19 protein-coding genes are annotated in these 21,737 nt (G+C 36.5%); 10 read left to right on the forward strand and 9 right to left on the reverse strand.

Going from position 1 to position 21,737, the window contains the following annotated elements; all coding sequences use genetic code 11:
* Window positions 1-16: 16 nt before the first annotated feature.
* The 3 genes from thrS to O5639_RS00180 are packed head-to-tail and all read right to left on the reverse strand — an operon-like array spanning window position 17 to window position 3,493.
* A complete protein-coding gene (gene thrS, locus O5639_RS00170; RefSeq protein ID WP_269624513.1) occupies window positions 17-1,942 on the reverse strand; it encodes a threonine--tRNA ligase in 1,926 nt (641 codons plus the stop codon).
* Between the two features lie 6 nt (window positions 1,943-1,948).
* Entirely contained in the window at window positions 1,949-2,962 is a 1,014-nt protein-coding gene (gene trpS, locus O5639_RS00175) for a tryptophan--tRNA ligase (protein ID WP_269624514.1), read from the reverse strand.
* Complete coding sequence (locus tag O5639_RS00180) at window positions 2,963-3,493, reverse strand: hypothetical protein (protein ID WP_269625552.1); 531 nt, start codon at window positions 3,491-3,493, stop codon at window positions 2,963-2,965.
* Between the two features lie 229 nt (window positions 3,494-3,722).
* On the opposite strand from O5639_RS00180, the gene O5639_RS00185 reads away from it, so the two are divergent.
* The 5 genes from O5639_RS00185 (at window position 3,723) to O5639_RS00205 (ending at window position 8,971) form a co-directional block, all read left to right on the forward strand.
* Window positions 3,723-5,078 (forward strand): YcjF family protein, encoded by a 1,356-nt coding sequence (locus O5639_RS00185; protein ID WP_269624515.1) that lies wholly within the window; start codon window positions 3,723-3,725, stop codon window positions 5,076-5,078.
* A 74-nt stretch (window positions 5,079-5,152) separates the two neighbouring features.
* Entirely contained in the window at window positions 5,153-6,118 is a 966-nt protein-coding gene (locus O5639_RS00190; RefSeq protein ID WP_269624516.1) for a metal ABC transporter substrate-binding protein, read from the forward strand.
* Window positions 6,118-6,915, forward strand: coding sequence for a metal ABC transporter ATP-binding protein (locus O5639_RS00195; RefSeq protein ID WP_269624517.1), 798 nt, complete (start codon window positions 6,118-6,120; stop codon window positions 6,913-6,915). Before O5639_RS00190 ends, O5639_RS00195 begins: the two co-directional genes overlap by 1 nt.
* Entirely contained in the window at window positions 6,908-7,780 is an 873-nt protein-coding gene (locus O5639_RS00200; protein WP_269624518.1) for a metal ABC transporter permease, read from the forward strand. The genes O5639_RS00195 and O5639_RS00200 overlap by 8 nt, the downstream gene beginning before the upstream one ends.
* A 12-nt stretch (window positions 7,781-7,792) precedes the next feature.
* Window positions 7,793-8,971: a DUF4336 domain-containing protein gene (locus O5639_RS00205; RefSeq protein WP_269624519.1), complete on the forward strand. Its 1,179-nt coding sequence runs from the start codon at window positions 7,793-7,795 to the stop codon at window positions 8,969-8,971.
* On the opposite strand, the gene O5639_RS00210 is transcribed toward O5639_RS00205, so the two are convergent.
* Together O5639_RS00210 and lepB are read right to left on the reverse strand one after the other, a co-directional pair.
* A complete protein-coding gene (locus O5639_RS00210) occupies window positions 8,968-9,312 on the reverse strand; it encodes a DUF760 domain-containing protein (protein WP_269624520.1) in 345 nt (114 codons plus the stop codon). The genes O5639_RS00205 and O5639_RS00210 overlap by 4 nt on opposite strands.
* Window positions 9,313-9,374: 62 nt before the next feature.
* Window positions 9,375-9,941, reverse strand: coding sequence for a signal peptidase I (gene lepB / locus O5639_RS00215; protein ID WP_269624521.1), 567 nt, complete (start codon window positions 9,939-9,941; stop codon window positions 9,375-9,377).
* Window positions 9,942-10,004: 63 nt separating this feature from the next.
* Here lepB and menD point away from each other — a divergent pair, with 63 nt between their 5' ends.
* Genes menD through O5639_RS00235 form a run of 4 tightly spaced genes read left to right on the forward strand, consistent with a single transcriptional unit; the run spans window position 10,005 to window position 15,665 of the window.
* Entirely contained in the window at window positions 10,005-11,801 is a 1,797-nt protein-coding gene (gene menD, locus O5639_RS00220) for a 2-succinyl-5-enolpyruvyl-6-hydroxy-3-cyclohexene-1-carboxylic-acid synthase (protein ID WP_269624522.1), read from the forward strand.
* Window positions 11,802-11,816: 15 nt separating this feature from the next.
* Complete coding sequence (menB, locus tag O5639_RS00225; protein WP_269624523.1) at window positions 11,817-12,710, forward strand: 1,4-dihydroxy-2-naphthoyl-CoA synthase; 894 nt, start codon at window positions 11,817-11,819, stop codon at window positions 12,708-12,710.
* 48 nt (window positions 12,711-12,758) lie between these two features.
* Window positions 12,759-14,222: a glycogen synthase GlgA gene (gene glgA / locus O5639_RS00230; RefSeq protein ID WP_269624524.1), complete on the forward strand. Its 1,464-nt coding sequence runs from the start codon at window positions 12,759-12,761 to the stop codon at window positions 14,220-14,222.
* Window positions 14,223-14,267: 45 nt separating this feature from the next.
* On the forward strand, window positions 14,268-15,665 hold the full coding sequence (locus tag O5639_RS00235; RefSeq protein WP_269624525.1) for a UDP-N-acetylmuramoyl-tripeptide--D-alanyl-D-alanine ligase: 1,398 nt from the start codon (window positions 14,268-14,270) through the stop codon (window positions 15,663-15,665).
* A 14-nt stretch (window positions 15,666-15,679) separates the two neighbouring features.
* Here the strand turns inward: O5639_RS00235 and glmU are convergent, their stop codons facing one another.
* From glmU to O5639_RS00255, 4 genes are read right to left on the reverse strand one after another with little or no spacing between them, the layout of a single operon-like run.
* The gene (glmU, locus tag O5639_RS00240; protein ID WP_269624526.1) at window positions 15,680-17,020 is read right to left on the reverse strand and encodes a bifunctional UDP-N-acetylglucosamine diphosphorylase/glucosamine-1-phosphate N-acetyltransferase GlmU; all 1,341 of its coding nucleotides are present in this window, start codon (window positions 17,018-17,020) and stop codon (window positions 15,680-15,682) included.
* Window positions 17,021-17,051: 31 nt separating this feature from the next.
* On the reverse strand, window positions 17,052-17,954 hold the full coding sequence (locus O5639_RS00245) for an MnmC family methyltransferase (RefSeq protein WP_269624527.1): 903 nt from the start codon (window positions 17,952-17,954) through the stop codon (window positions 17,052-17,054).
* 12 nt (window positions 17,955-17,966) lie between these two features.
* On the reverse strand, window positions 17,967-19,301 hold the full coding sequence (gene aroA / locus O5639_RS00250; RefSeq protein ID WP_269624528.1) for a 3-phosphoshikimate 1-carboxyvinyltransferase: 1,335 nt from the start codon (window positions 19,299-19,301) through the stop codon (window positions 17,967-17,969).
* Between the two features lie 55 nt (window positions 19,302-19,356).
* Window positions 19,357-20,922 (reverse strand): UbiD family decarboxylase, encoded by a 1,566-nt coding sequence (locus O5639_RS00255; RefSeq protein ID WP_269624529.1) that lies wholly within the window; start codon window positions 20,920-20,922, stop codon window positions 19,357-19,359.
* A 64-nt stretch (window positions 20,923-20,986) separates the two neighbouring features.
* Here O5639_RS00255 and O5639_RS00260 point away from each other — a divergent pair, with 64 nt between their 5' ends.
* A complete protein-coding gene (locus tag O5639_RS00260; RefSeq protein ID WP_269624530.1) occupies window positions 20,987-21,715 on the forward strand; it encodes a 2-phosphosulfolactate phosphatase family protein in 729 nt (242 codons plus the stop codon).
* The last annotated feature ends 22 nt before the right edge of the window (window positions 21,716-21,737 follow it).

Consider the following 21,737-nt stretch of genomic DNA (forward strand, 5'->3'; position numbering starts at 1 on the left):
TAAAATCGTTTTTAATTTAGATTTGATTAACTTGTATCCCTTTTTTGCTAATTGATTCGTCAATTATTAATTTAAACTTGTCTATACTCATATTACCAAGATCTTTACCTTCTCTTGTCCTTACTGATATTTCATTATTCTCTTCTTCTTTATCTCCAATAATTATCAAGAAAGGTATCCTTTGCATAGTATGTTCTCGTATTTTAAAACCGACTTTTTCATTTCTGATATCAATTTCAGCTCTGAAGCCAAAGTCAACTAATTTATTTCTAGCACTAAAACATGCTTCATTATTTCTATCAGTTATGCCCATAATCATTATTTGAACAGGTGATAACCATGTAGGAAAATTTCCTGAATAATTCTCAATTAAAATCCCAATAAATCTTTCAAAAGAACCTAGAATAGCTCTGTGAAGCATTACAGGTGTTTGTTTCCTTCCTGTAATATCTATATAACTTGCATTGAGCCTTTGAGGCATGGAAAAATCCACTTGTATTGTTCCGCACTGCCATACTCTGTTGAGACAATCCTTTAAGGAGAATTCTATTTTTGGACCATAGAAGGCACCTTCTCCAGGGAGTAGCGACCAATCTAATCCTTTTGAATCAAGTGCTTCAGATAAGGCTTTTTCTGATTTGTCCCAGATATCATCACTCCCAACCCTTTTCTCTGGTCTTGTTGAGAGCTTAATAAGAATTGAATCAAAGCCAAAGGTTTTGTAAACCTCAAATACCAAATCAATAAAATTTTGGACTTCTTCTTGGATTTGTTCATCAGTACAAAATATGTGTGCATCATCTTGAACAAAATTTCTTACCCTCATTAAGCCATGCAGTGCTCCAGAGGGCTCATTGCGATGACAAGAACCAAATTCAGAAAGTCTAATAGGAAGATCTCGATAGCTTTTTAAACCTTGATTGAATATTTGTATGTGGCATGGACAATTCATAGGTTTTATTGCATATTCCCTGTTCTCTGAAGTTGTGGTAAACATATCTTCTTTAAATTTATCCCAATGGCCTGATTTCTCCCAAAGACTTCTATCAACTACTTGCGGAGATTTAACTTCTTGATAATCATATTTTGTAATGGTTTCCCGAATAAAATCTTCTAAAATTCTATAAATAGTCCACCCTTTAGGATGCCAAAAAACCATACCTGGTGCTTCTTCTTGTGAGTGAAAAAGTGAATACTTTTTTCCTAACTTTCTATGATCTCTTTTCTCAGCTTCTTCAATTCTAGAGATATATTCTTTTAATTCTTTAGAGCTTCTCCAGGCTGTTCCATATATTCTTTGTAGCATTTCATTCTTAGAGTCGCCGCGCCAATAAGCCCCGGATACTTTCATTAGCTTAAATACTCTTAGATGCCTTGTATTTGGCACATGAGGACCTCTACACATATCAATATATTCTTGATGTTTGTATAGCTTTATGATTTCATTTTTAGGGATATTTTTAACTATGTCTAGCTTGAAAATTTCACATCTATCAGTAAAAACTTCCGTTGCTTTCTCTGGACTAACTATTTCAACAACTACATTATAATCTCTATTAACTAACTCTTTCATTCTTTTCTCAATTTTGATAAGATCATCAGGAGTGAAGGTATCTTTATAAGAAATATCATAATAAAAACCATCTTCAATTACTGGCCCTATTGCCATTTTTGCTTCGGGGTATAATTGTTTTACAGCATGTCCAAGAAGATGAGCGAATGAATGTCTAATAATTTCTAGTCCTTCATCATCTTTAGATGTAATAATCTGTATATGAGAATTTTGAGTTATAGGGATACAAGTATCGATTAATTCCCCATTCACTCTCCCTGCTAGCGCTGCTTTTGCTAAACCAGGACCAATTTCTGATGCTATTTGATCAATTGTTACAGCGGAATTATATTTTTTTTCGGTTCCATCAGGTAATGTAATTATTGGCATAATTTTCTACAAATTCGAATAAAATCCTAGAGCTTCTTTAACTCTATTTAATGTTAACTTAGAAACCTCCTCAGCAGTAAGCTTACCTTTATTTAGTATTCTTTTTAACTCTTCTGGATCATTCATTAATTCTTTATATTTTTCTTGAATTGGTTGGAGCACGTTAATCATTGCCTCTGTAAATTCTGGTTTGAATTTACCCCAGCCCATTTCTGCACAATACTCAGCTGCTTTTTCTCTACCTAAGCCAGAAATTATTGAATAAATTGTTAAAAGATTATCAGCTTCAGGTCTTGAAGGATTCCCGAACTCTAATCCTAATTCTGAGTCGGTTTTTGCACGTTTTATTTTTTTAGTAATTACATCTGGACTATCTAATAAAGTAATCCTACTATTCTCGTTTGGGTCGCTTTTACTCATTTTCTTTGTTCCGTCTGTAAGGCTCATGACTTTGGAACACTCTTTTATAATTAAAGGATTTGGAACTTTGAGTATTGGATTTTCTTTGGTTCCGAATTTTGAATTAACTCGTTGAGAAGCAATATCTCTGGCAAGCTCTAGATGCTGCTTTTGATCTTCTCCAACAGGAACTAAATCAGCGTCATAGAGAAGAATATCCGCTGCCATGAGGACTGGATAATCTAATAATCCAATAGATACATTGTCACCTTGTTTAATTGACTTTTCCTTGAACTGAATCATTCTCTCCATCCAGTTTAAAGGAGTTAAGCAATTTAATATCCAGCAAAGTTCGCTATGCGCGCTTATCTGACTTTGAATGAATATTGAGCATTTATCAGGATTCATCCCACAAGCGATATACAAAGCCGCAGTAGATATTGAATTTTGATAAAGAGATTTAGGTTCATGCGGAGTCGTTATTGCATGAAGATCAACAACGCAAACAAAAGTTTCGTAGTTTTCTTGTAATTCAACCCAATTTCTTATTGCTCCAAGCCAGTTACCAATATGAACATCTCCTGTAGGTTGAACACCAGATAAGACTCGCTTCTGATTCACTTATCCTTGCTCGCTTGTATCTGTGGAAGCATCTTCATTTGAACTTGCTTCTGGCGCTTGATCATTATCTTTTTCTTCAGGATCTTGAGTAACATTGTTTTCCTGATCAGTATCAGCGACCTCTTTTTCTTTAACTGGTTTTTCTGGCCTTGCAAAAGGGTTGGGCTTTGTGTTGACTGAGTTGTTATTTTCACCGTTATAGTTTCCCCTGTTACCCCGGCCTCTTCTTTGGTCATTGGCAGGCGCTTGAGACCTATATTCGTTGACTAAATTTTCAAGACTTCCATCTTCAAGCATTTGCGCAAGAGTTCTTACTGCGAAACCTAGAACAGCGACAGTAGATCGAAGATTAAAGGCTTCTTGTAATGATCTGGCTGCTCGCATCTCATTATCACTTAAGCGAATACGAAAGCCTCCCTCTCTATTGTTAGGGCCTCGGCCACCTCTAAAGTTATTACGGACATTTTGTCTTTGGTTTTGGAAATCGCCACCACCGGACTGATTATTGGTGTAAGAGTCACCCATGAACATATTTGCCAATAGGGGCAAGTGTGACGCATAGCCGGTACTTTTGCGACATATTTGAATATCTTGATTAGCACTTTCACATCTAAGGATATTGATTCCAGCGGAATGATTTGATTTCTTTAGGCATAAATTTTCTTCGTAAAAACGTAAAACCTTCTTTCTTTGCGGTTATTAAGGGAAAATTTGCTTTAAAATGAAAGTTAGCTAAGAAGAAACTGTATTTATTGAAATCGTGGAAAATCATTCATTAACAAAATCTCCTCTCTCCTTTCCTTCTTTTTCGATTCCGAAAATTAGTCTTTTTATTGGGCTAACTATTACAGGTCAATGGGTTTTGAGTGATGTAGCCCATATTCCTGGGGGTGGACTTGGATTGCTATTAGGACTTGGTTGTATTTTTTATTTTTTAAAACCAGGAAAGGTTTCATTTGAGGCTCCCTCTACTGTTCAAGGATGGGTAAGAAGATGTCATGACGTTTTAGAGAATTTTGAGTACTTACTTGAGGATGGAGAGCAAAGTGAAAGAAAAAAAGAAAGAATATATTCCTTGCAAAAAATTATTGATAGAAGCGAAGATCAAAGCATTGGTTTCTTGAAAACAAAAGGCGTAAAATTACCTGATAAAGAGCAATTGGAAAAAGTTTTAGGCATAAAAAATCAAATAAAAGTTTCTTTTCCACCAGCTCTTCCTGTAAGAGATCGAAATTGGATTTTGCCAGATTTAATCCAAGAACAAGATTTTATTGTTTATTCTTTGGTACTTCCAATGAGCGCAGCTGATCTTTTGTGGATAAAAAATATCCCTACAGATCAACCAGCCTGGCTAATGGTTGCCAGTAAAGAATCTACTGATTGGTCTGATGAGCGAAATGCATTAGAGGCTCAATTACCTGATAGATGGACTCACAGAGTATTGAAATGGGATGGATCTCAAACAGAAATGGCAACGGTTCTTTCTCCAATTAAGAAACTTCTTGAAAATCCAAAGAAGAATACAGATATTACTAAGCAAAGACTTTTGTCTCGATTGCATACTTCTTGGCAAAAAGATTTAGAAAAATTAAGAAGAGAAAAATTCAAGGTTATTCAAACAAGATCTCAGTGGATAGTTGCTGGTATCGTTTTCGCCTCCCCTGTCGCCTCAACTGATTTGCTTGCAGTTGCAGTTGTTAATGGCTTGATGATCAAAGAAATGTCAAAAATATGGTCTTCCAAAATGAAGCCAGAATTACTTGAAGCAGTCTCAAGACAACTAGCAATGGCTGCAATTGCTCAAGGAGTGGTCGAATGGAGTGGACAGTCGTTGTTGAGTTTGGCAAAGCTTGATGGCTCCTCTTGGGTGGCTGCTGGAACAATTCAGGCCTTAAGTGCTGCTTATTTAACCAGAGTGGTTGGAAGATCGATGGCTGATTGGATGGCCCTTAATAATGGAGTAACTCAACCTGATTTAGAACTTATTAAGCAACAAGCTCCTCAACTTGTATCAAAAGCTGCTGAGCTAGAAAGAGTTGATTGGGTGGCTTTTTTAAAGCAATCAAAAGAATGGATTCAGACTCAATCTATTAATTACAAAGTTAAATCAGTTTAAGTTGATAACTTTTCTTTTGGTATATCTTTGACTTACATTTAGATAAGATATTAATAGTTTCTAATTTAAAATATATGTTTAATAAAAAGATTTTTTCTGAGTATATGTATAAGAAAAAAAAGATACTTAGTTTATCTATCTTTATTGCTTTAAATATTTTATTCTTGACAGGATGTGTAAATAAAAAAACTTCTGGACCAAACAATGAAAGACCTTTCGTTTTAACTACTTTTACAATTTTGGCGGATCTTGCTAGAAATGTCGCTGGGGATAGACTTCTAGTTGAATCAATAACGAAACCAGGGGCAGAAATCCATAGTTATCAATTTACACCTAGTGATATTGTAAAAACTAAAGGAGCAAAACTGATTATTGAAAATGGTTTAGGTCTTGAAGCATGGTTTTCGAAATTCATGAGTAGTACGGGTGATATTCCCAAGGTGAAATTAACCGAGGGGATAAAGCCATTATTGATAGATGGTGATGCTTATGCAGGCAGGCCAAATCCTCATGCCTGGATGTCACCCAAAAGAGCTATGAATTATGTAGATAAAATAGTCGATGCTTTTATCGAAATCGATCCTGATGGAGCTCTTGAATATTCATCTAACGCTTCAACCTATAAAGCTAAACTTGAATCACTTGATAAAGAGCTAAGGGATTCTTTATCCTCTATTCCGAAGGAAAGAAGATTTTTGGTGACATGTGAAGGAGCCTTTACTTATCTCGCCCGTGATTACGGAATGAAGGAGGCATATTTGTGGCCAGTTAATTCTGAAAGTCAAGTAACCCCAAGAAGAATGGTGAATCTAATAAAAAAAATTAAAGAAAATGAAGTCCCTACAATTTTTTGTGAAAGCACAGTTAGTGCTGAAGCACAACTGGAAGTTGCGAAATCCAGCGGGGCTTTTTTTGGTGGAACCTTCTACGTTGATTCTCTTTCAGATCTAAATGGTCCTGCCCCAACCTATATAGATTTACTAAGACATAATGTTCGATTAATTATTGATGGTTTATCTATCTCAGCAGTGAAAAAATAATGAATCCAATTTTTAAAAGTCACGAGAAAGATTTTATGCGTATTGAGGCAGATCAAGTTTGTGTTGACTACAACGGTACAGTTGCTCTTTATGACGCAAGTTTAAATTTAAAAGCTGGTTCTATATGCGGCCTTGTTGGGATGAATGGCGCAGGAAAATCAACTTTTTTTAAAGCTCTAATGGGTTTTGTTAGACCATCAAGGGGAAAAATAAGGATTAATGGGATCAAGGTTAATCAAGCACAGAAGGAGCAGTCGGTTGCATATGTTCCGCAAAATGAAGGAATAGATTATTCATTTCCCGTGAGTGTTTGGGATGTCGTGATGATGGGGAGATATGGCTCGATGAATATTTTCCGAATCCCAAGAGAGTCAGATAGAACAGCAGTTTTTCATGCCCTTGAGAGAGTTGATCTTTTGGATCTCAGAAAAAGACCAATAGGTTCTTTATCTGGAGGGCAACGCAAAAGAGCTTTTCTTGCAAGAGCAATTGCTCAAAGGGCATCAGTACTTCTTTTAGACGAGCCTTTCTCTGGAGTTGATGTGCCTACTGAAAAGCTTATGGCTGAGCTATTCCTTCAGTTTCGACAAGAAGGACACACTATTTTGATATCTACTCATGATTTGAATCATGTGAGAGATTTTTGTGATTTTGTTGTACTTATCAATAAGACTGTTCTTGCTTATGGTGAAACCTCGGAAGTTTTTACTTCAGAAAATCTAAATAAAACATTTGGAGGAATTCCACCAAATCCTTTATCAGGGCCGACTTCAAGTAAAGATTTTGTAAATGAGTGAATTTCTAATATCCATTACGCCAGTTGATTGGCTATTGGATCCATTAACTCATGACTTCATGAGAAGAGCTTTAATGGTTAGCGCATTAGTAGGAGGTGTTTGTGGACTTTTATCTTGTTATATGACCTTAAAAGGTTGGGCCTTAATGGGTGACGCAGTTTCCCATGCGGTTATGCCAGGGGTGGTTGTTGCTTATGCATTAGGGCTCCCTTTCTCCTTAGGTGCGTTTGTTTTTGGAGTTGGTTCAGTTGCTTTGATTGGATTTGTTAAACAGAAATCTAGAATTAAAGAAGATACAGTAATAGGACTTGTTTTTACTGGCTTTTTTGCATTAGGCCTTGTATTGGTTTCAAAAATTAAAAGTAATATTGATCTAATGCAAATACTTTTTGGAAGTCCTCTAGGGATCTCTCGTTCAGATGTTAACCAAACTTTAATAATTTCGTTTATTGTTATATCTATTTTGCTTATATTTAGAAAAGATTTAATGCTTTATTGTTTTGATGCTAAGCATGCTAGATCTATAGGAATTAATACAGGCGTACTGCATTATTTGTTGTTAACTTTATTATCTCTATCAGCAGTAGTTGGTTTGCAAACTGTTGGTATTATCCTCGTAGTAGCAATGCTTATTACGCCTGGTGCTACAGCATACTTATTGACTGATCGTTTTGATCAAATGACTTTATTAGCAGTTATTAGTAGCTCATTCTCAAGTATTTTAGGTGTCTATATAAGTTATTGGTCAGATATTGAAACAGGTGGATCTATCGTTTTAGTTCAAACATTAATATTTCTAATAGCATTTTTATTCGCTCCGAGATATGGAATATTTAAAAACCAATCTCTAATAAATAATGATTAATTTATTACAACTATGAGTAACCTAGCTTCTGAACAAAAATGGAGTTGGTGGCCACTTTTACCGCTCTATCCTTATGGCAGAAAAAGAACAATATTCAGGGAATTAGTTCCAAATCAGATTTGGAGTTTTGAGCAACTTCAGGGGATTTATTATGTTGCTGTCCCTGTGAGGCTATTAGTTTTAAGAGTAAAGAATGAATTGATGATAATTAACCCTCTCCCTCCGACGGAAGAATTGCTGAGTGACATCGACGTACTTGTAAAAAAAATTGGTCCTGTAAAAACTATTGTTTTACCAACGGCCTCTGGTTTGGAACATAAAATTGCTCTACCTGCATTGGCTAGAGCTTTTCCTGATTCAAAAATATGGGTTTGTCCAGGACAATGGAGTTTCCCATTTCAATTGCCTTTTGATTGGTTGGGAATTCCCTCTAAAAGAACAAATATTTTATTAGCTGATGGATTCCCTCATAGTGATTATTTAGATTGGATTCCATTGGGACCAATTGATATTGGACTTGGACGATTTCAAGAAATATCTTGTTTTCATAAACCATCAAAATCTTTGTTGGTTACTGATGCCCTTGTGGGTATTGAGGAGACTCCTCCTGAGCTCTTTGATTTAGATCCTACCCCTTTATTGTTTCATTCAAGAGAGAAGGGGTCTGAAGAGCTAATTGATACGCCAATTGCGAGAAGGAAAGGATGGCTTCGTTTGGTTCTTTTTGCCTCCTACTTAAGACCTGAAAAGTTAGAGATACCAAAAATGAAAGAAATTTTTGGAAACGCTTTTAAACCAAATTTAAGAAATAAAAGAGCACATTTTGGTATATATCCTTTTTCTTGGCAGAAAGGCTGGGAGTTGTCTGCTAAAAAACTTGTTGGGAAAAACAATCCTCTGATACAAATTGCTCCTGTTATAGAAAGGCTGGTTTTCCCTAGAGGACAAAAAGCTTTAATAACTTGGTTAAATAAAGTTGAATCTTTGCAAGGTCTTTCTTGGTTAATATCTGCTCATTACAGCGGGAAAGTTAGATTTTCAAAAAATGAAGTAACAGCGTTAAAAAATAAAATTAACAAATCAGATTGGGCTACAAGTAAAGGTGATTTTGGATTCTTAAGTTGGTTAGATCAAAAATTATTAAAAATCGGCGTAGTACCTAGAGACCCTCTGAAAAAATTTGGTGATTAAATTTTATCTGGATCGACTGACATTTCCTCGTCAGATAAAAGGGTTTCCTCTAATTGTTTCCTTTGCTCCATTTGTCTAAGGAAGTACCCTGTCATCATCGCAGAGGCTAATAAACTGGCCAGATTATCCTTGCTAGAAGTTACTTTTACGTCAAATTGTTCTCCCGGAAGCATTCCAAGTAAACCTTGAACATTGTGTCGGATTATTTCTTGAATTTCGGGACTGGCAGATTTTGCGACTCTTTGCAAAACGTCAGCAGGTTGATCTTGTAAGTACTGAATTAGAGCATTTGCCTCATGGCCCTCATTATTGTCTGTAGCTAAAAATTCAGGATTAAACATTCAGTTTTTTCCATGTGATTACACAATATCGCAAAACGTACTCCAATAAAATTTAATTTAGGTTATGGGAACCGAATAGGTCCTATTTTTTTTATGGGCCAGTACCTTGCAAGCGCCGTACCTATAAGATTTTTTTCTGGGAGAGCTCCCCAAATATGAGAGTCTAAACTGTTATTTCGGTTGTCTCCTAAGACCCAAAGTGAATAATCAGGTACATTTATTGCATCCATTTCATATTGGATAGGTTCTTTAATCCAAGGTTCATTTATTTCTTTTTCATTTCTATATAGTTTCCCATTAGTAACTTCTATTTTGTCTCCAGGTAATCCAACGACTCTTTTTATAAGCGCTGAACCATCACTGTAGCCTGCTTCTGTAAGAATTTTTGGAGGTTTGAAAATAACAATGGTATTTAAATTTAAATGCTTATTTAGTTTATTATTAAGTCTTGGGGTTATTTTTTCTATCAATATTCTGTCTTGAATTTGCAAAGTTGGAATCATTGATCCAGATGGAATCCATCTGGGTTCAACTGCTTGCCATCTTAATAAAAGCGCAATTAATATCCAAACCAACAATCCTTTCCAGCTATTTTGGTTTTGATTCTTTTTTGATCCAGTTGATGTCATGAACTTTCTTTGTTTTAGTTACTTGTTGGAAAGTTTTTTACAAAAATCGAAGTAGTTGTTCTTTTGGCAATTTCACTAGCTCGTTACAATTTTTTTATCAGCTTAGAGCTCCTTAAAACTCTAATAGCTAAGGGAGTGAAATATTTTGTCCTTTGCCCCGGTAGCAGATCAGGCCCTCTTGCTTTAGCAGCAGCAAGTCTCTCAAAAAGAAAAGAATTAACTCTCATAACATCAATTGACGAAAGGTCGGCTGCATTCCTTGCTTTGGGAATAAGTGCAGCGAGTGGACAATTAAGTTGTGTCATTACAACTTCTGGAAGTGCTGTCGCAAATCTTTTGCCAGCTGCTGTTGAAGCAGATAGGTCATGCCATCCTCTCCTGTTTTTAACTGCAGATAGACCTTTGCGATTAAAAGAATGTGGAGCCAATCAAGCAGTTAATCAACAGGATTTTCTTAAATCAGTTTGTAGACATTTTGATGAATCTCCAAAAGAAGGAATCCATTTGATTTCAAAAGAGAGACTGACATCCTTAGTTGGGAAATCATTCGAAATGGCTTCTAACATTCCTGGACCAGTTCATATTAACCTTGCTTATGAGGAACCTTTGCATCCTTGCGAAATTGACCAGAATAAAGTTCTTAATGGATGGGGCATTGAAGGATTTTTAAAAGAAAAAATCAATTCATATAAGGTTGAGGTCGTTAAAAATTTTCCATGTTTAAAACTACCAAAATTAGATCCATTCTCTTTAGGAATAATTATTATTGGCCCATGGAGAGGAAAAGCAAAACAACTTCTTTCTTTTAGGGAAGCATTAAAGAAATGGCAAAAATTAACTGGATGGCCAATTCTTGCTGATCCACTTTCTGGGGTTGAAAATGATCAAGAAGGTTTGATAAATCACTGGGATCTTTTTTTCTCAACAGGGTTATTTGAAAAAATCAAAGAGATTCAAGTTTTACGTTTGGGTCCAATCCCACCAAGTAGAGAATTACAAAATTGGCTTAAAAAACCTGGAAAAGTTCAATTACTTATTACTGAGGGAGATTGTCGAAATCTTGATCCAATAGGTAGCGCAACTCAATTTAGTGAAGGGTTTTCTTATTGGGTTAACAAGTTGCTTGAAGGTATTCCCACAAAAAAAGAAATAGATAAAGAAATTGTTAGTCAAAAGTTGACTAAAAAGCTTTTAAAATATGATCTGTTCATAGATGATTGGCTTGATAATAGGTTGTTAGGAAATGGATTAATTACTGAACCTGCTTTAGCTAGATTGCTTCCTCGCTTGTTGCCAACTTCTATTCCTGTGATGCTTGCTTCAAGTAGTCCCATAAGAGATTGGTTAAGTTATTCGGGAGAGGGGGCTTTCACAAGAAGGTGCTTTGGCTTTAGAGGAGCATCAGGAATTGACGGGACACTCTCACTGGGAATGGGATTATCAATAATTATGGGAAGAATGATACTAGTAACTGGTGACTTGGCACTTCTTCATGATACAAATGGATGGCTATTTTCAAAGGATAAAAATATTAGTCTAATCGTAATCATGATTGATAATGGAGGAGGAGGTATATTTAATCAGTTAAATATAGATACAATTCAAGAAGGAGATTTTAAAGAAATTTTTCTTATGCCTCAGCAAGTTTGCCACCTTACACTTGCTAAGGCTTATGGATTGAAATATAAGCAAGTTGCTTGCTTGGATGATTTAGAACATGCAATTGAATGGAGTTTTTCTTTGTCAACAAATGTATTAATAAGAGTTTGTACTAACTCCGTTGAAGATCATAAATTGAGAGTAAGTTTACGTGAAGACTTGAAAAGAACATTATCTGAGAATTTATCAAGTTTTGACTAAATTTAATTTAAAAAAATGACTTTAAAACCTATTACTCCTAACAATATGTCTAGAAGAGTTCTCCCAGGGGAAATTATTACCTCATGGGTTTCTATTGGTGAATACAAAGATATCTTGCTTGATATAAGTCCTGAAGGAATTGCTCGTGTTGCGATAAATCGTCCTGAGAAAAGAAATGCTTTTCGACCTCGTACTATTTCAGAACTTTGTGATGCATTTATTAGAATAAGAGAAGATCCAAAAATTGGAGTCGTTTTATTTACAGGGGTAGGACCTTCCAAAGATGGAAAGTTTGCTTTTTGTTCTGGCGGAGATCAGGCTATACGTGGAAGTGGAGGATACCTTGGAGATGATGGAATCCCGCGTTTAAATGTTCTTGATTTGCAACGTATAATTAGGAGCCTTCCTAAAGTAGTAATTGCGCTTGTCCCTGGTTTCGCTATAGGGGGGGGGCATGTTTTGCATTTAATTTGTGATCTAAGTTTGGCTGCAGATAATGCAATGTTCGGTCAAACAGGACCTAAGGTTGGGAGCTTTGATGCAGGGTTTGGTTCTAGTTATTTAGCAAGGGTTGTAGGTCAAAAAAAGGCTAGAGAAATTTGGTTCCTATGCAGGAGATATGGAGCGAAGGAAGCATTGGATATGGGGCTTATAAATGCCATCTCACCAATTCATTTGCTCGAATCAGAAGGTGTTAAATGGGCTAGGGAAATACTTCAAAACAGTCCAACCGCTATAAAGTGTTTGAAATTTTCTTTTAATGCTGATACAGATGGCTTGGCAGGTATTCAAGAGCTTGCTGGCCAGGCAACACATCTTTTTTATACGACTGATGAGTCAAAGGAGGGAAGAAATGCTTTCATGGAGAAAAGGGATCCTGATTTCTCCGAATCAAAATGGCTTCCATGATTTTATTTGGTTTATCCAAAAAATAAATCTTTCTTTTTCATGAATTAAATGCGAATACTTTTTGCTGCTGCTGAATGCGCCCCAATGATAAAGGTTGGAGGTATGGGTGATGTTGTTGGTTCATTACCTCCTGCGCTTAAAAAACTTGGACATGACGTTCGATTAATAATTCCAGGGTATGGAAAATTATGGTCGTTGATGGATATTGCTCCTGAACCTATCTTTCGAGCGAACACAATGGGGGTTGACTTCGCTGTTTTTGAAACAAGGCATCCCTCTAATGGGTTGCCAATTTATTTGGTTGGACATCCATGTTTTGATTCCGAGCGTATTTACGGAGGAGAAGATGAAGATTGGAGATTTACTTTTTTTGCTAGTGCAGTCTCTGAATTTGCATGGAACTCTTGGAAACCACAAGTCCTCCATTGTCATGATTGGCATACTGGAATGATCCCAGTTTGGATGCATCAAGACCCTGAAATCAGTACGGTATTTACTATTCATAATCTCAAGTATCAAGGCCCATGGAGATGGAAGCTTGATCAAATAACTTGGTGCCCCTGGTATATGCATGGTGATCACACTATGGCATCAGCAATGTTGTATGCCGATAGAGTGAATGCAGTATCTCCGACTTATTCAAGGGAAATCCGAACATCTGAATATGGAGAAAAATTAGAGGGACTTTTAAATTATATTTCTGGGAAATTACGAGGAATATTAAACGGAGTTGATTTAGATGAGTGGGATCCAGGAACGGATAATTCATTGCCAGCTAAATTTAGTGTAGATAATATTTCTGGTAGAGCAATTAATAAAAGAGTCCTTCAAGAAAGAATGGGACTTGAAGTGAATCCAGATAAATATCTAATGGGAATGGTTGGTAGGCTCGTTGACCAAAAAGGTATTGACCTTTTACTACAAGTAGCTAATAGGCTTCTTTCTTATACTGACTCTCAGGTTGTTGTCCTTGGGACTGGGGATCGCTATTTAGAGTCATCTTTATGGCAGCTTGCAATTGAGTATCCTGGTCGTTTTTCTGTTTTTCTTACTTACGATGATGCATTATCTAGGCTCATTTATGGAGGCGCTGATGCATTCCTAATGCCTAGTCGCTTCGAGCCATGTGGTATCAGTCAATTATTAGCTATGCGTTATGGTGCTATTCCGATCGTTAGAAAAGTCGGCGGTTTAGTGGATACAGTAGAACCTTATAACCCCATGAATGAAACAGGTTCCGGATTTTGCTTTGATCGGTATGAACCAATTGACTTTTATACAGCATTAGTTCGTTCTTGGGAAGCATATAGACATCAAAAAAGTTGGAAGGAGTTACAATTAAGAGCAATGTCAAATAAATATAGTTGGGATAGATCCGCGAAGGAATATGAATTAATGTACAAAGATGTTTGTGGAATTAAGGAGCCTTCTCCTGATGCTGCAGAGGTTGAAAAGTTTTCTTACGGCCAAGAAGCAGATCCTTCAAGGAAAGGGAAAAAAATAAAATTATAGGATTTTTGAGTATTTAGATTACTTTGCTTCTATTCAAATTTTTGTATGGATATTATTTTTAAGGACTTAATTGAACTATGGGGGAAGCCAGATATTCAAAAGGAAATAGATCTTAATTTAGCTGTTGGTCGTATATCTACTGATTCGAGGACAATTGAAAAGGGTGATTTCTTTGTCCCTTTGGTAGGCAATAAATTTGATGGCCATGATTACTTAGATATGGCTTTTGATCTTGGTATACAGGCAGCAGTAGTTTCTGAAAAATATAATGGTTTGGTCCCAACTGACCTGCCTCATTGGGTGGTTCCAGATACTCTGTACGCCTATCAACAGATCGCATTGCTTCATCGTAGAAATTTAAGTCTTCCTGTAGTTGCTGTTACTGGCTCTGTTGGTAAAACAACTACAAGAGAATTGATTCGAGCAATACTGTCTCCTCTTGGTGAAATTGTCTCTAGCAGAGGGAATGAAAATAATGATGTCGGTGTTCCAAAAACGCTGCTTAGTGGGTCGGGAACAGATGCTGCATTTGTTCTAGAAATGGGTATGCGTGGTTTCGGTCAAATTGCACGTCTTTCTCGAGTTGCTGAACCTGATATCGCTGTAATTACAAATGTGGGTCAAGCTCATATTGGTATTCTTGGTAGTAGAGAAAATATTGCAAAAGCCAAGTCTGAAATCACCTTAAACCTAAGACCTGATGGTGTTGTGATTATTCCTTTTGGCGACTACCTCTTAGAAAAAGCTTTGTTAGAAAAATGGTCAGGACGTATTGTTCGAGTAGGGATAGAGGGCTTTTCACTGAACTGGTTAGATTGTAATGATGAGCATTATGCTTTTCAAGATATTGAACCAGATTATATTTCTCAAATTGACATGCAAAATAATTTCATGCTTTTTGAGGGAAGTAAATTCAAATTGCCCCTTGAAGGAAGACATAATGCTATGAATTTTCTTCTTGCATTGACTGTTGCAACAGAATTAGGAGTATCAATAAAGAATCTTGATCAATTAAAAATAAATATGCCAATGGGAAGAAATAGATTGATTGATTGTGGAGAATATTTAGTTTTAGATGAGACTTACAATGCATCTCCCGAATCTGTTATTGCATCTCTAGAGCTATTGATAAGCAAGCCTGGCAGACATTTTGCAGTTTTAGGTACGATGCTTGAGTTGGGCTCTGAGAGTATTTCACTTCATCAGAAAGTTCTTAACAAAGCCGTTGAATTAGGTCTTACTGGAATTGTGTTCGTCTCTTGTGGGGAGGAATCTAATATCATAAAAAAGATAATCAATAAATTACCAAATCATGACGTAGTAAGCACCCCAAAAGATGCGGCTATATCACTATTATCATGGCTTTCGCCGGGAGACAGTATTTTAATTAAAGGTAGTCGTAAGTTGGAATTAGAAAAAGTATTACCCTATCTACAGAAATAACTTCGCCGTTGTAGTTAATCAGACTTAGTTCTAATAATTGCTTTTGATCTTTCAACTACTAAACTTTTATCAGGAATATCTTTACTTATTGTTGAGCCTGCACCAATAGTTACATGTGCCCCAATCTTGATGGGCGCAACAAGTACTGAATTTGCACCGGTTTTTGAATAATCATCAATAATTGTTCTATGTTTATCTTTACCATCAAAATTAGCTGTGATAGTTCCTGCTCCAATATTAATATTTTTTCCTAGAGCTGAATCACCTACGTAGCTTAAATGATTGATTTTTGTTCCTTCTCCAATACAACTTTTTTTTATTTCTACAAAGTTCCCTATTTTAGAATTTTGTTTTATGGTTGATTCCGGTCTTATGTGGGCGAATGGACCAATTGATGTATTATTTCCAATCGTTGCCTCATTGATGAATGAATGAATGGCTAATACATTTTCCCCAAGAGTTGAATTTGTTATGATACTACCTGGCCCTAAATGACATCCATTGCCAATACTACATTTGCCGCGAAGATGAGTTTGTGGCTCAATAACTACATCTGTACCAAAGTTTGAATCCTCACTTAGAGAGCAACTAATAGGATCAACAAAAGAAACTCCCTTCCTCATCCATAAGGATTTAAGCTGTTCTTGGATATAATGTTCGCATTCAGATAATTGAACTCTATCATTAATGCCTTTAATCTCAAATGGATTATCTACCTCAAAATGCAATGCTTTTTTAAGTAAACTTATAGTATCTGTTAAATAAATCTCATTTTGACTATTTTGGTTAGATAACAAGCTTAATACATCTGATAATTGTTGCCAATCGAAACAATATATGCCTGCATTTATTAATTTATTTTTTCGCTGTTCATTAGTGCAATCTTTCTCTTCAACAATTTTTTTTACTAGTCCCGAGTCATCGGTAAATACTCGCCCATAACCTGTTGGAGAGTCTAAACTTGCAGATAAAAAAGTTGCACTCGCGTTGGATTCTTTGTGAAATTTTAAAAGTGAATATAGAGTTTCTTCCTTTAGCAGTGGTACATCTCCATTTAATACTAAAAGTTCTCCATTAAATCCTTTTAATTTAGAACTTAATTGTTGAATCGCATGTCCTGTTCCATTTTGAGGTTGTTGAAGAACAAAATCCAAGTCTTGATGATGTTTTAGAGAGTCCTCTACTAAATTAGCTTGATGTCCTATGACTATTAATTTACGGTTTGGGTTGAGCCCTTTAGTACAAGACAAAACCCTATCAATAAGTGATTTCCCTGCCAAAGGGTGAAGAACCTTAGGTAGCTTACTTTTCATTCGCGTACCTTTTCCAGCCGCTAAAATTGCGATGGCAAGCATTAGAGTCCTTTTTTGAAGAAATCTAATTGCTTTATTGCTTTTGCGCAGTATTCCATCGTTTTCTCCATGATGAAGTGTTTATTAATTGACTTTTAGATTGCTCTAATTCTCTTGTTGAAATAATTTCTTTAGAGTTTCCTCTACCTGTTGGATCCCTGTAAGGAATAGATGAACGCGTAGCAAGGTGTTCTACTTCCCTAGTGCTTAAGTCTTTAAACTGACATTTTTTTGAAATGAACGGTCGCTCTATTCCCTTTTTCATAGCAACTGTTCCTGCACTCCATTTGTTTTGGTCGTCGATTGAGGGAACTATTGAATAGATCTTTAAACCAGCTCTTATAAAACTCGCTCTAATTGAGGCAGCTGTTGAATATGTAATCAAACGGCCTTCGAAAGAAAGCCTTTTTGTTAACAAAGAAATGAATTCTTCGCTCCATAGCTCGGGACACTTTTGTGGAGAAAAAGGATCAAGAAGAATTAAATCAAAGCTTAGAGAATCTTTTATTTCGTATATTTTTTGTCTTGCATCTCCCCAGTGAATAGTTCCTTCGTTAAAACCTTCAGACCATTTCCCTGATTTCTCTAAGCATTTATAAAAATGCAATACTTTTGGAGACCAAATTCTCTGAAATGTTTTTTCATTAAGAGCAAGCTTAAGAGGCCTTTGATCAATCTCAAGCCCATGCCATTCAATTTTTATATTGCTTTGAATTAACTTTTCGAGAATACATCCTGTGTTATATCCCAATCCCATGCAAACATCTAAAATAACTATTTTTTCATTATTAGAAAATTGTTCTAATTGAGCAGGTAAGAGATATTTAGCAGTTGATTCTCTAAGTGCTCCGTCCTTATCATGGAATCCTTCTTCATAGCACAAGCTATAGAGACTTAAGCTCCCATCTTTTGTCGTATGTTTTTTTAAATCATCCAATCCTAAGAAAAACTAACTTGTTTGTTGAAGTCTCATAAGATCATTCCAGAAATCAGGATATGAGATTGCTGCAGCTTCACTACGTCGTAATGTCGAATTAGAATTAGCCATTATTGATGCAATAGCTAAGCTCATTGCTATACGGTGATCATCTTCGCTATCAAGCTCGCATCCTCTTAATTTATTTCCTCCATAGATAGTTAGACCATCTTGATGTTCATCTACTTTTGCTCCCATTCTTTTTAATTGCCTGGCCATTACAGCTAATCGATCAGTTTCTTTTACTCTCAATTCACTTGCTCCTTTTATTTGACTGATACCATTACAAAAACATGCTGCTACAGATAATATAGGTATTTCGTCTACGAGCCGAGGCATTATCTCCCCATTTATTTTAAATGGTTTTAAGCTTTCGTTGTAGAAAACTTTAATGTCACCAACAGGTTCACCGGCTACATCTCTTTTGTTTGTTACGTTGATATTTGCTTCCATTGCTTCCAATATATCAAGTATTCCAGTTCTTGTAGGATTTAAACCGACATTTTCTACAACCAATTCTGACCCGGGTATGATGCTACCTGCAACTAGCCAAAATGCAGCGGAACTAATATCACCCGGAACAATAATTGATTGACCTTTTAGCTCTTTGCCCGGGGAAACAGTTATATGTCTACCCATTTCACCACCAACCTCTAGATTAGCTCCGAAGGCTTTTAACATTCTCTCGCTATGATCTCTTGATCTGGCCGGCTCGATAACTGTCGTTGAGCCTTCTGCATTAAGAGCAGCTAGTAGGATTGCAGATTTTATCTGAGCACTTGCTACTGGAGTCCCAATTACGGCACCTCTTAATTTGTTCCCAACAATAGATAGAGGAGCTAAGTCTCCACCGCATCTTCCAGAAACTTTAGCCCCCATCATTTTTAAAGGTTGTCCTACTCTTTTCATTGGCCTGTTTCGGAGTGATTTATCTCCTGTAAGGATGAAATGATGATCTTTTTGACCGGCCAATAATCCCATTATTAATCTCATCGTTGTTCCTGAATTTCCGCAGTTCAAAATATCTTCAGGCTCTTGGAGGCCATTTAATCCAACGCCTTCAATTTCAACAATGTCTCCTTTTTTAATTGGACTAATCTTTACGCCCATTGATCTAAGGCATTCAGCAGTGCTTAATGGATCTTCAGCAGGTAAAAGGCCCTCAATTATTGTTTTCCCCTTAGCGATAGCCCCAAATAGTAGTGCGCGATGGGAGATTGATTTATCTCCGGGTACTTTCACTTTTCCACAGAGCTCCCCTCCTTTTTGAAGGTCTCTTAAAGACTGATCTTTAGTGGGAACTTTCAATGAAAAAACAATATATTTTTATATATTTTATTTATCGATAAGCTTTATTCCTAATTTATGAATTGTTTATTTGTTTTTGACGCATTAGTTCATCGATAACATAACCAAATAATTCTGGACTTGGTTGCTTGTTTTCCAGCTCCGACAACCCTAGTTCTGCCCATCTTTCATCTACTTTGTCTTCAAGTTCTTTAGGCCTTGATAATGGTTTACCCCAATCATGATTTTTCTCTGGGCCAATTTTTGTTGTTGCATCAATAGCTAATCTCCCTCCTAAGCCGATATTCTCACTCGCAAAGTCAAGGGTATCAAAAGGAGTATTTTCAAGTATGAATAAATCTCTTTGAGGGTCAACTTGACTAGATATTACCCAAACTACTTGTCTAGGATCTCTTACATTAATGGTTGAGTCGACCACGACGACAAATTTTGTATAAGTAAATTGGGGTAAAGCACTCCAAAAAGCCATAGCAGCTCTTTTCGCCTGACCTGGATATGCTTTATCAATAGATATGACTGCTAACTTATAACTCAAAGCTTCCATTGGAAGGAAAAAATCAATAATTTCAGGTATTTGTTGTTTAAGTATTGGTGTATAAATCCGATTTAATGCTATGGCCAGCATGGCCTCCTCCTTTGGGGGCCTGCCGCTGAAAGTGGTTAAAAATATTGGTTTTTTTCTTTGAGTCATACAGTGGAATCTAATCAAAGGTGAGGCCTCAGCTCCCCCATAGAACCCCATATGGTCTCCAAATGGACCATCCATCATCTCTTCACCGGGAGATATAGATCCTTCCAGAACAATTTCACTGTGACTAGGTACTTGAAGATCGATAGTTTTGCAATTAGTTAATCGAACACCCTCTCCAGCATATAAACCTGCAAAAAGCCATTCGCTGAGCTGTACTGGAATAGGAGTTGCTGCAGCCATTACAAGAAGTGGGTGTACTCCAATTGCTACAGCAACTTCTAACTTTTTATTCATGGCAGCTGCTTTGCGAAGATGCCTGGCTCCTCCTCTGACACTTAGCCAGTGAACTGTCATGCTTTTGGCAGATTGTCTTTGGAGTCTATAAACGCCAATATTTGGTACGCCTGTTTCAGGATCTTTTGTTATTACTAGACCTAAAGTGATAGCACCTCCAGCATCTTCCGGCCATGGGCGTAGAAGTGGTAAATGATTTAGATCCAAATCTTTTTCACCAATTACTTTTTGATGGCATGGTGGTAAGAGATCAATATCAGGACGAGCTTTAAGTAGATCCCAAGCAACTGAAGCAAAAGCTTTTGTTTCTTTAAATCCTTTCGGAGGCCTTGGTTGCTGAAGAAGGGCTAATTTTCTCCCTAAATCTTCTAATTGTTCTTGTTTCTCTAAGCCCATACTCCAAACCACGCGTTCCATCGTGCCAAGTAAATTAACTGCAACAGGAATTGATGATCCTTTTACATTTTCAAAAAGTAGAGCAGGCCCTCCCATCCCCAGGACTCGGTCGCTTATCGCTGCAATTTCTAGGTCACTATCAACTGGACTGCTTATTCTCTTTAATTGACCTTTCTTTTCTAGAAGAGTTAGAAAATCTCTAATGTCCCGTGTAAGAGGTTCTTGACGAAATAATTTCATGAAGGTCTGCACGATTAACCTATTTATCTAGTTACTGTGACGCAAGTTATCAGCCTTTGTGGAAATGAAACTTTCTTATTTTTATGTAGCGGCAGATGTCCCTAGTGGAATTGTTCCTGAATCATCAGTAGTAATTGATGTTCTTAGAGCTACAACGACTATTGCCTGGGCTCTTGAAAATGGAGCTGATTCAGTACAAGTGTTTGCAGATGTTGATGAACTTAAAAGTCAGGCAAAGACTTTTGACTCTAAAGATAAAATTCTCGTTGGGGAGAGAGGAGGAAAAAAATTAGATGGATTTGACTTAGGAAATTCTCCATTGGGAGTTTCAACTGAGCTAGTAAAAGGGAAAAGAGTTTTTATGAGCACCACAAATGGGACTAGGTCACTTCATCGTGTCAGAGAATCAAAAAGTTTATACACAATGGCACTCCCAAACAGAAAAGCTATTGCTGAAAGATTGAAAAGTGATAATCCCAATGAAGTATGGATTGTTGGTAGTGGTTGGGAAGGTTCTTACTCTTTAGAAGATTCTTTAGCAGCTGGCGCTTTAGCCTCTCTTTTAATGGATCAATTAGAGTCTGTTCAGATATTAAATGATGAATTGATGTCCTCCATAGCACTATGGAAAAATTGGGAGAATGATGTTGAAGGATGTTTACGTGTTGCAAGTCATGGACAAAGACTTGCAGGGATAGGTAATCATGATGATGATTTCGCTTGTTGCTCTTCTTTGGACAACCTTTCTATTATTCCAAAACAGATTGAGATGGGCGTACTTCGCTCAAACTAACTTTTAAATTATTTCTTTTTTT

Origin of the sequence: Prochlorococcus marinus str. MIT 1214 (assembly GCF_027359355.1) — a bacterium.
Taxonomy (GTDB): Bacteria; Cyanobacteriota; Cyanobacteriia; order PCC-6307; family Cyanobiaceae; genus Prochlorococcus_B; species Prochlorococcus_B marinus_F.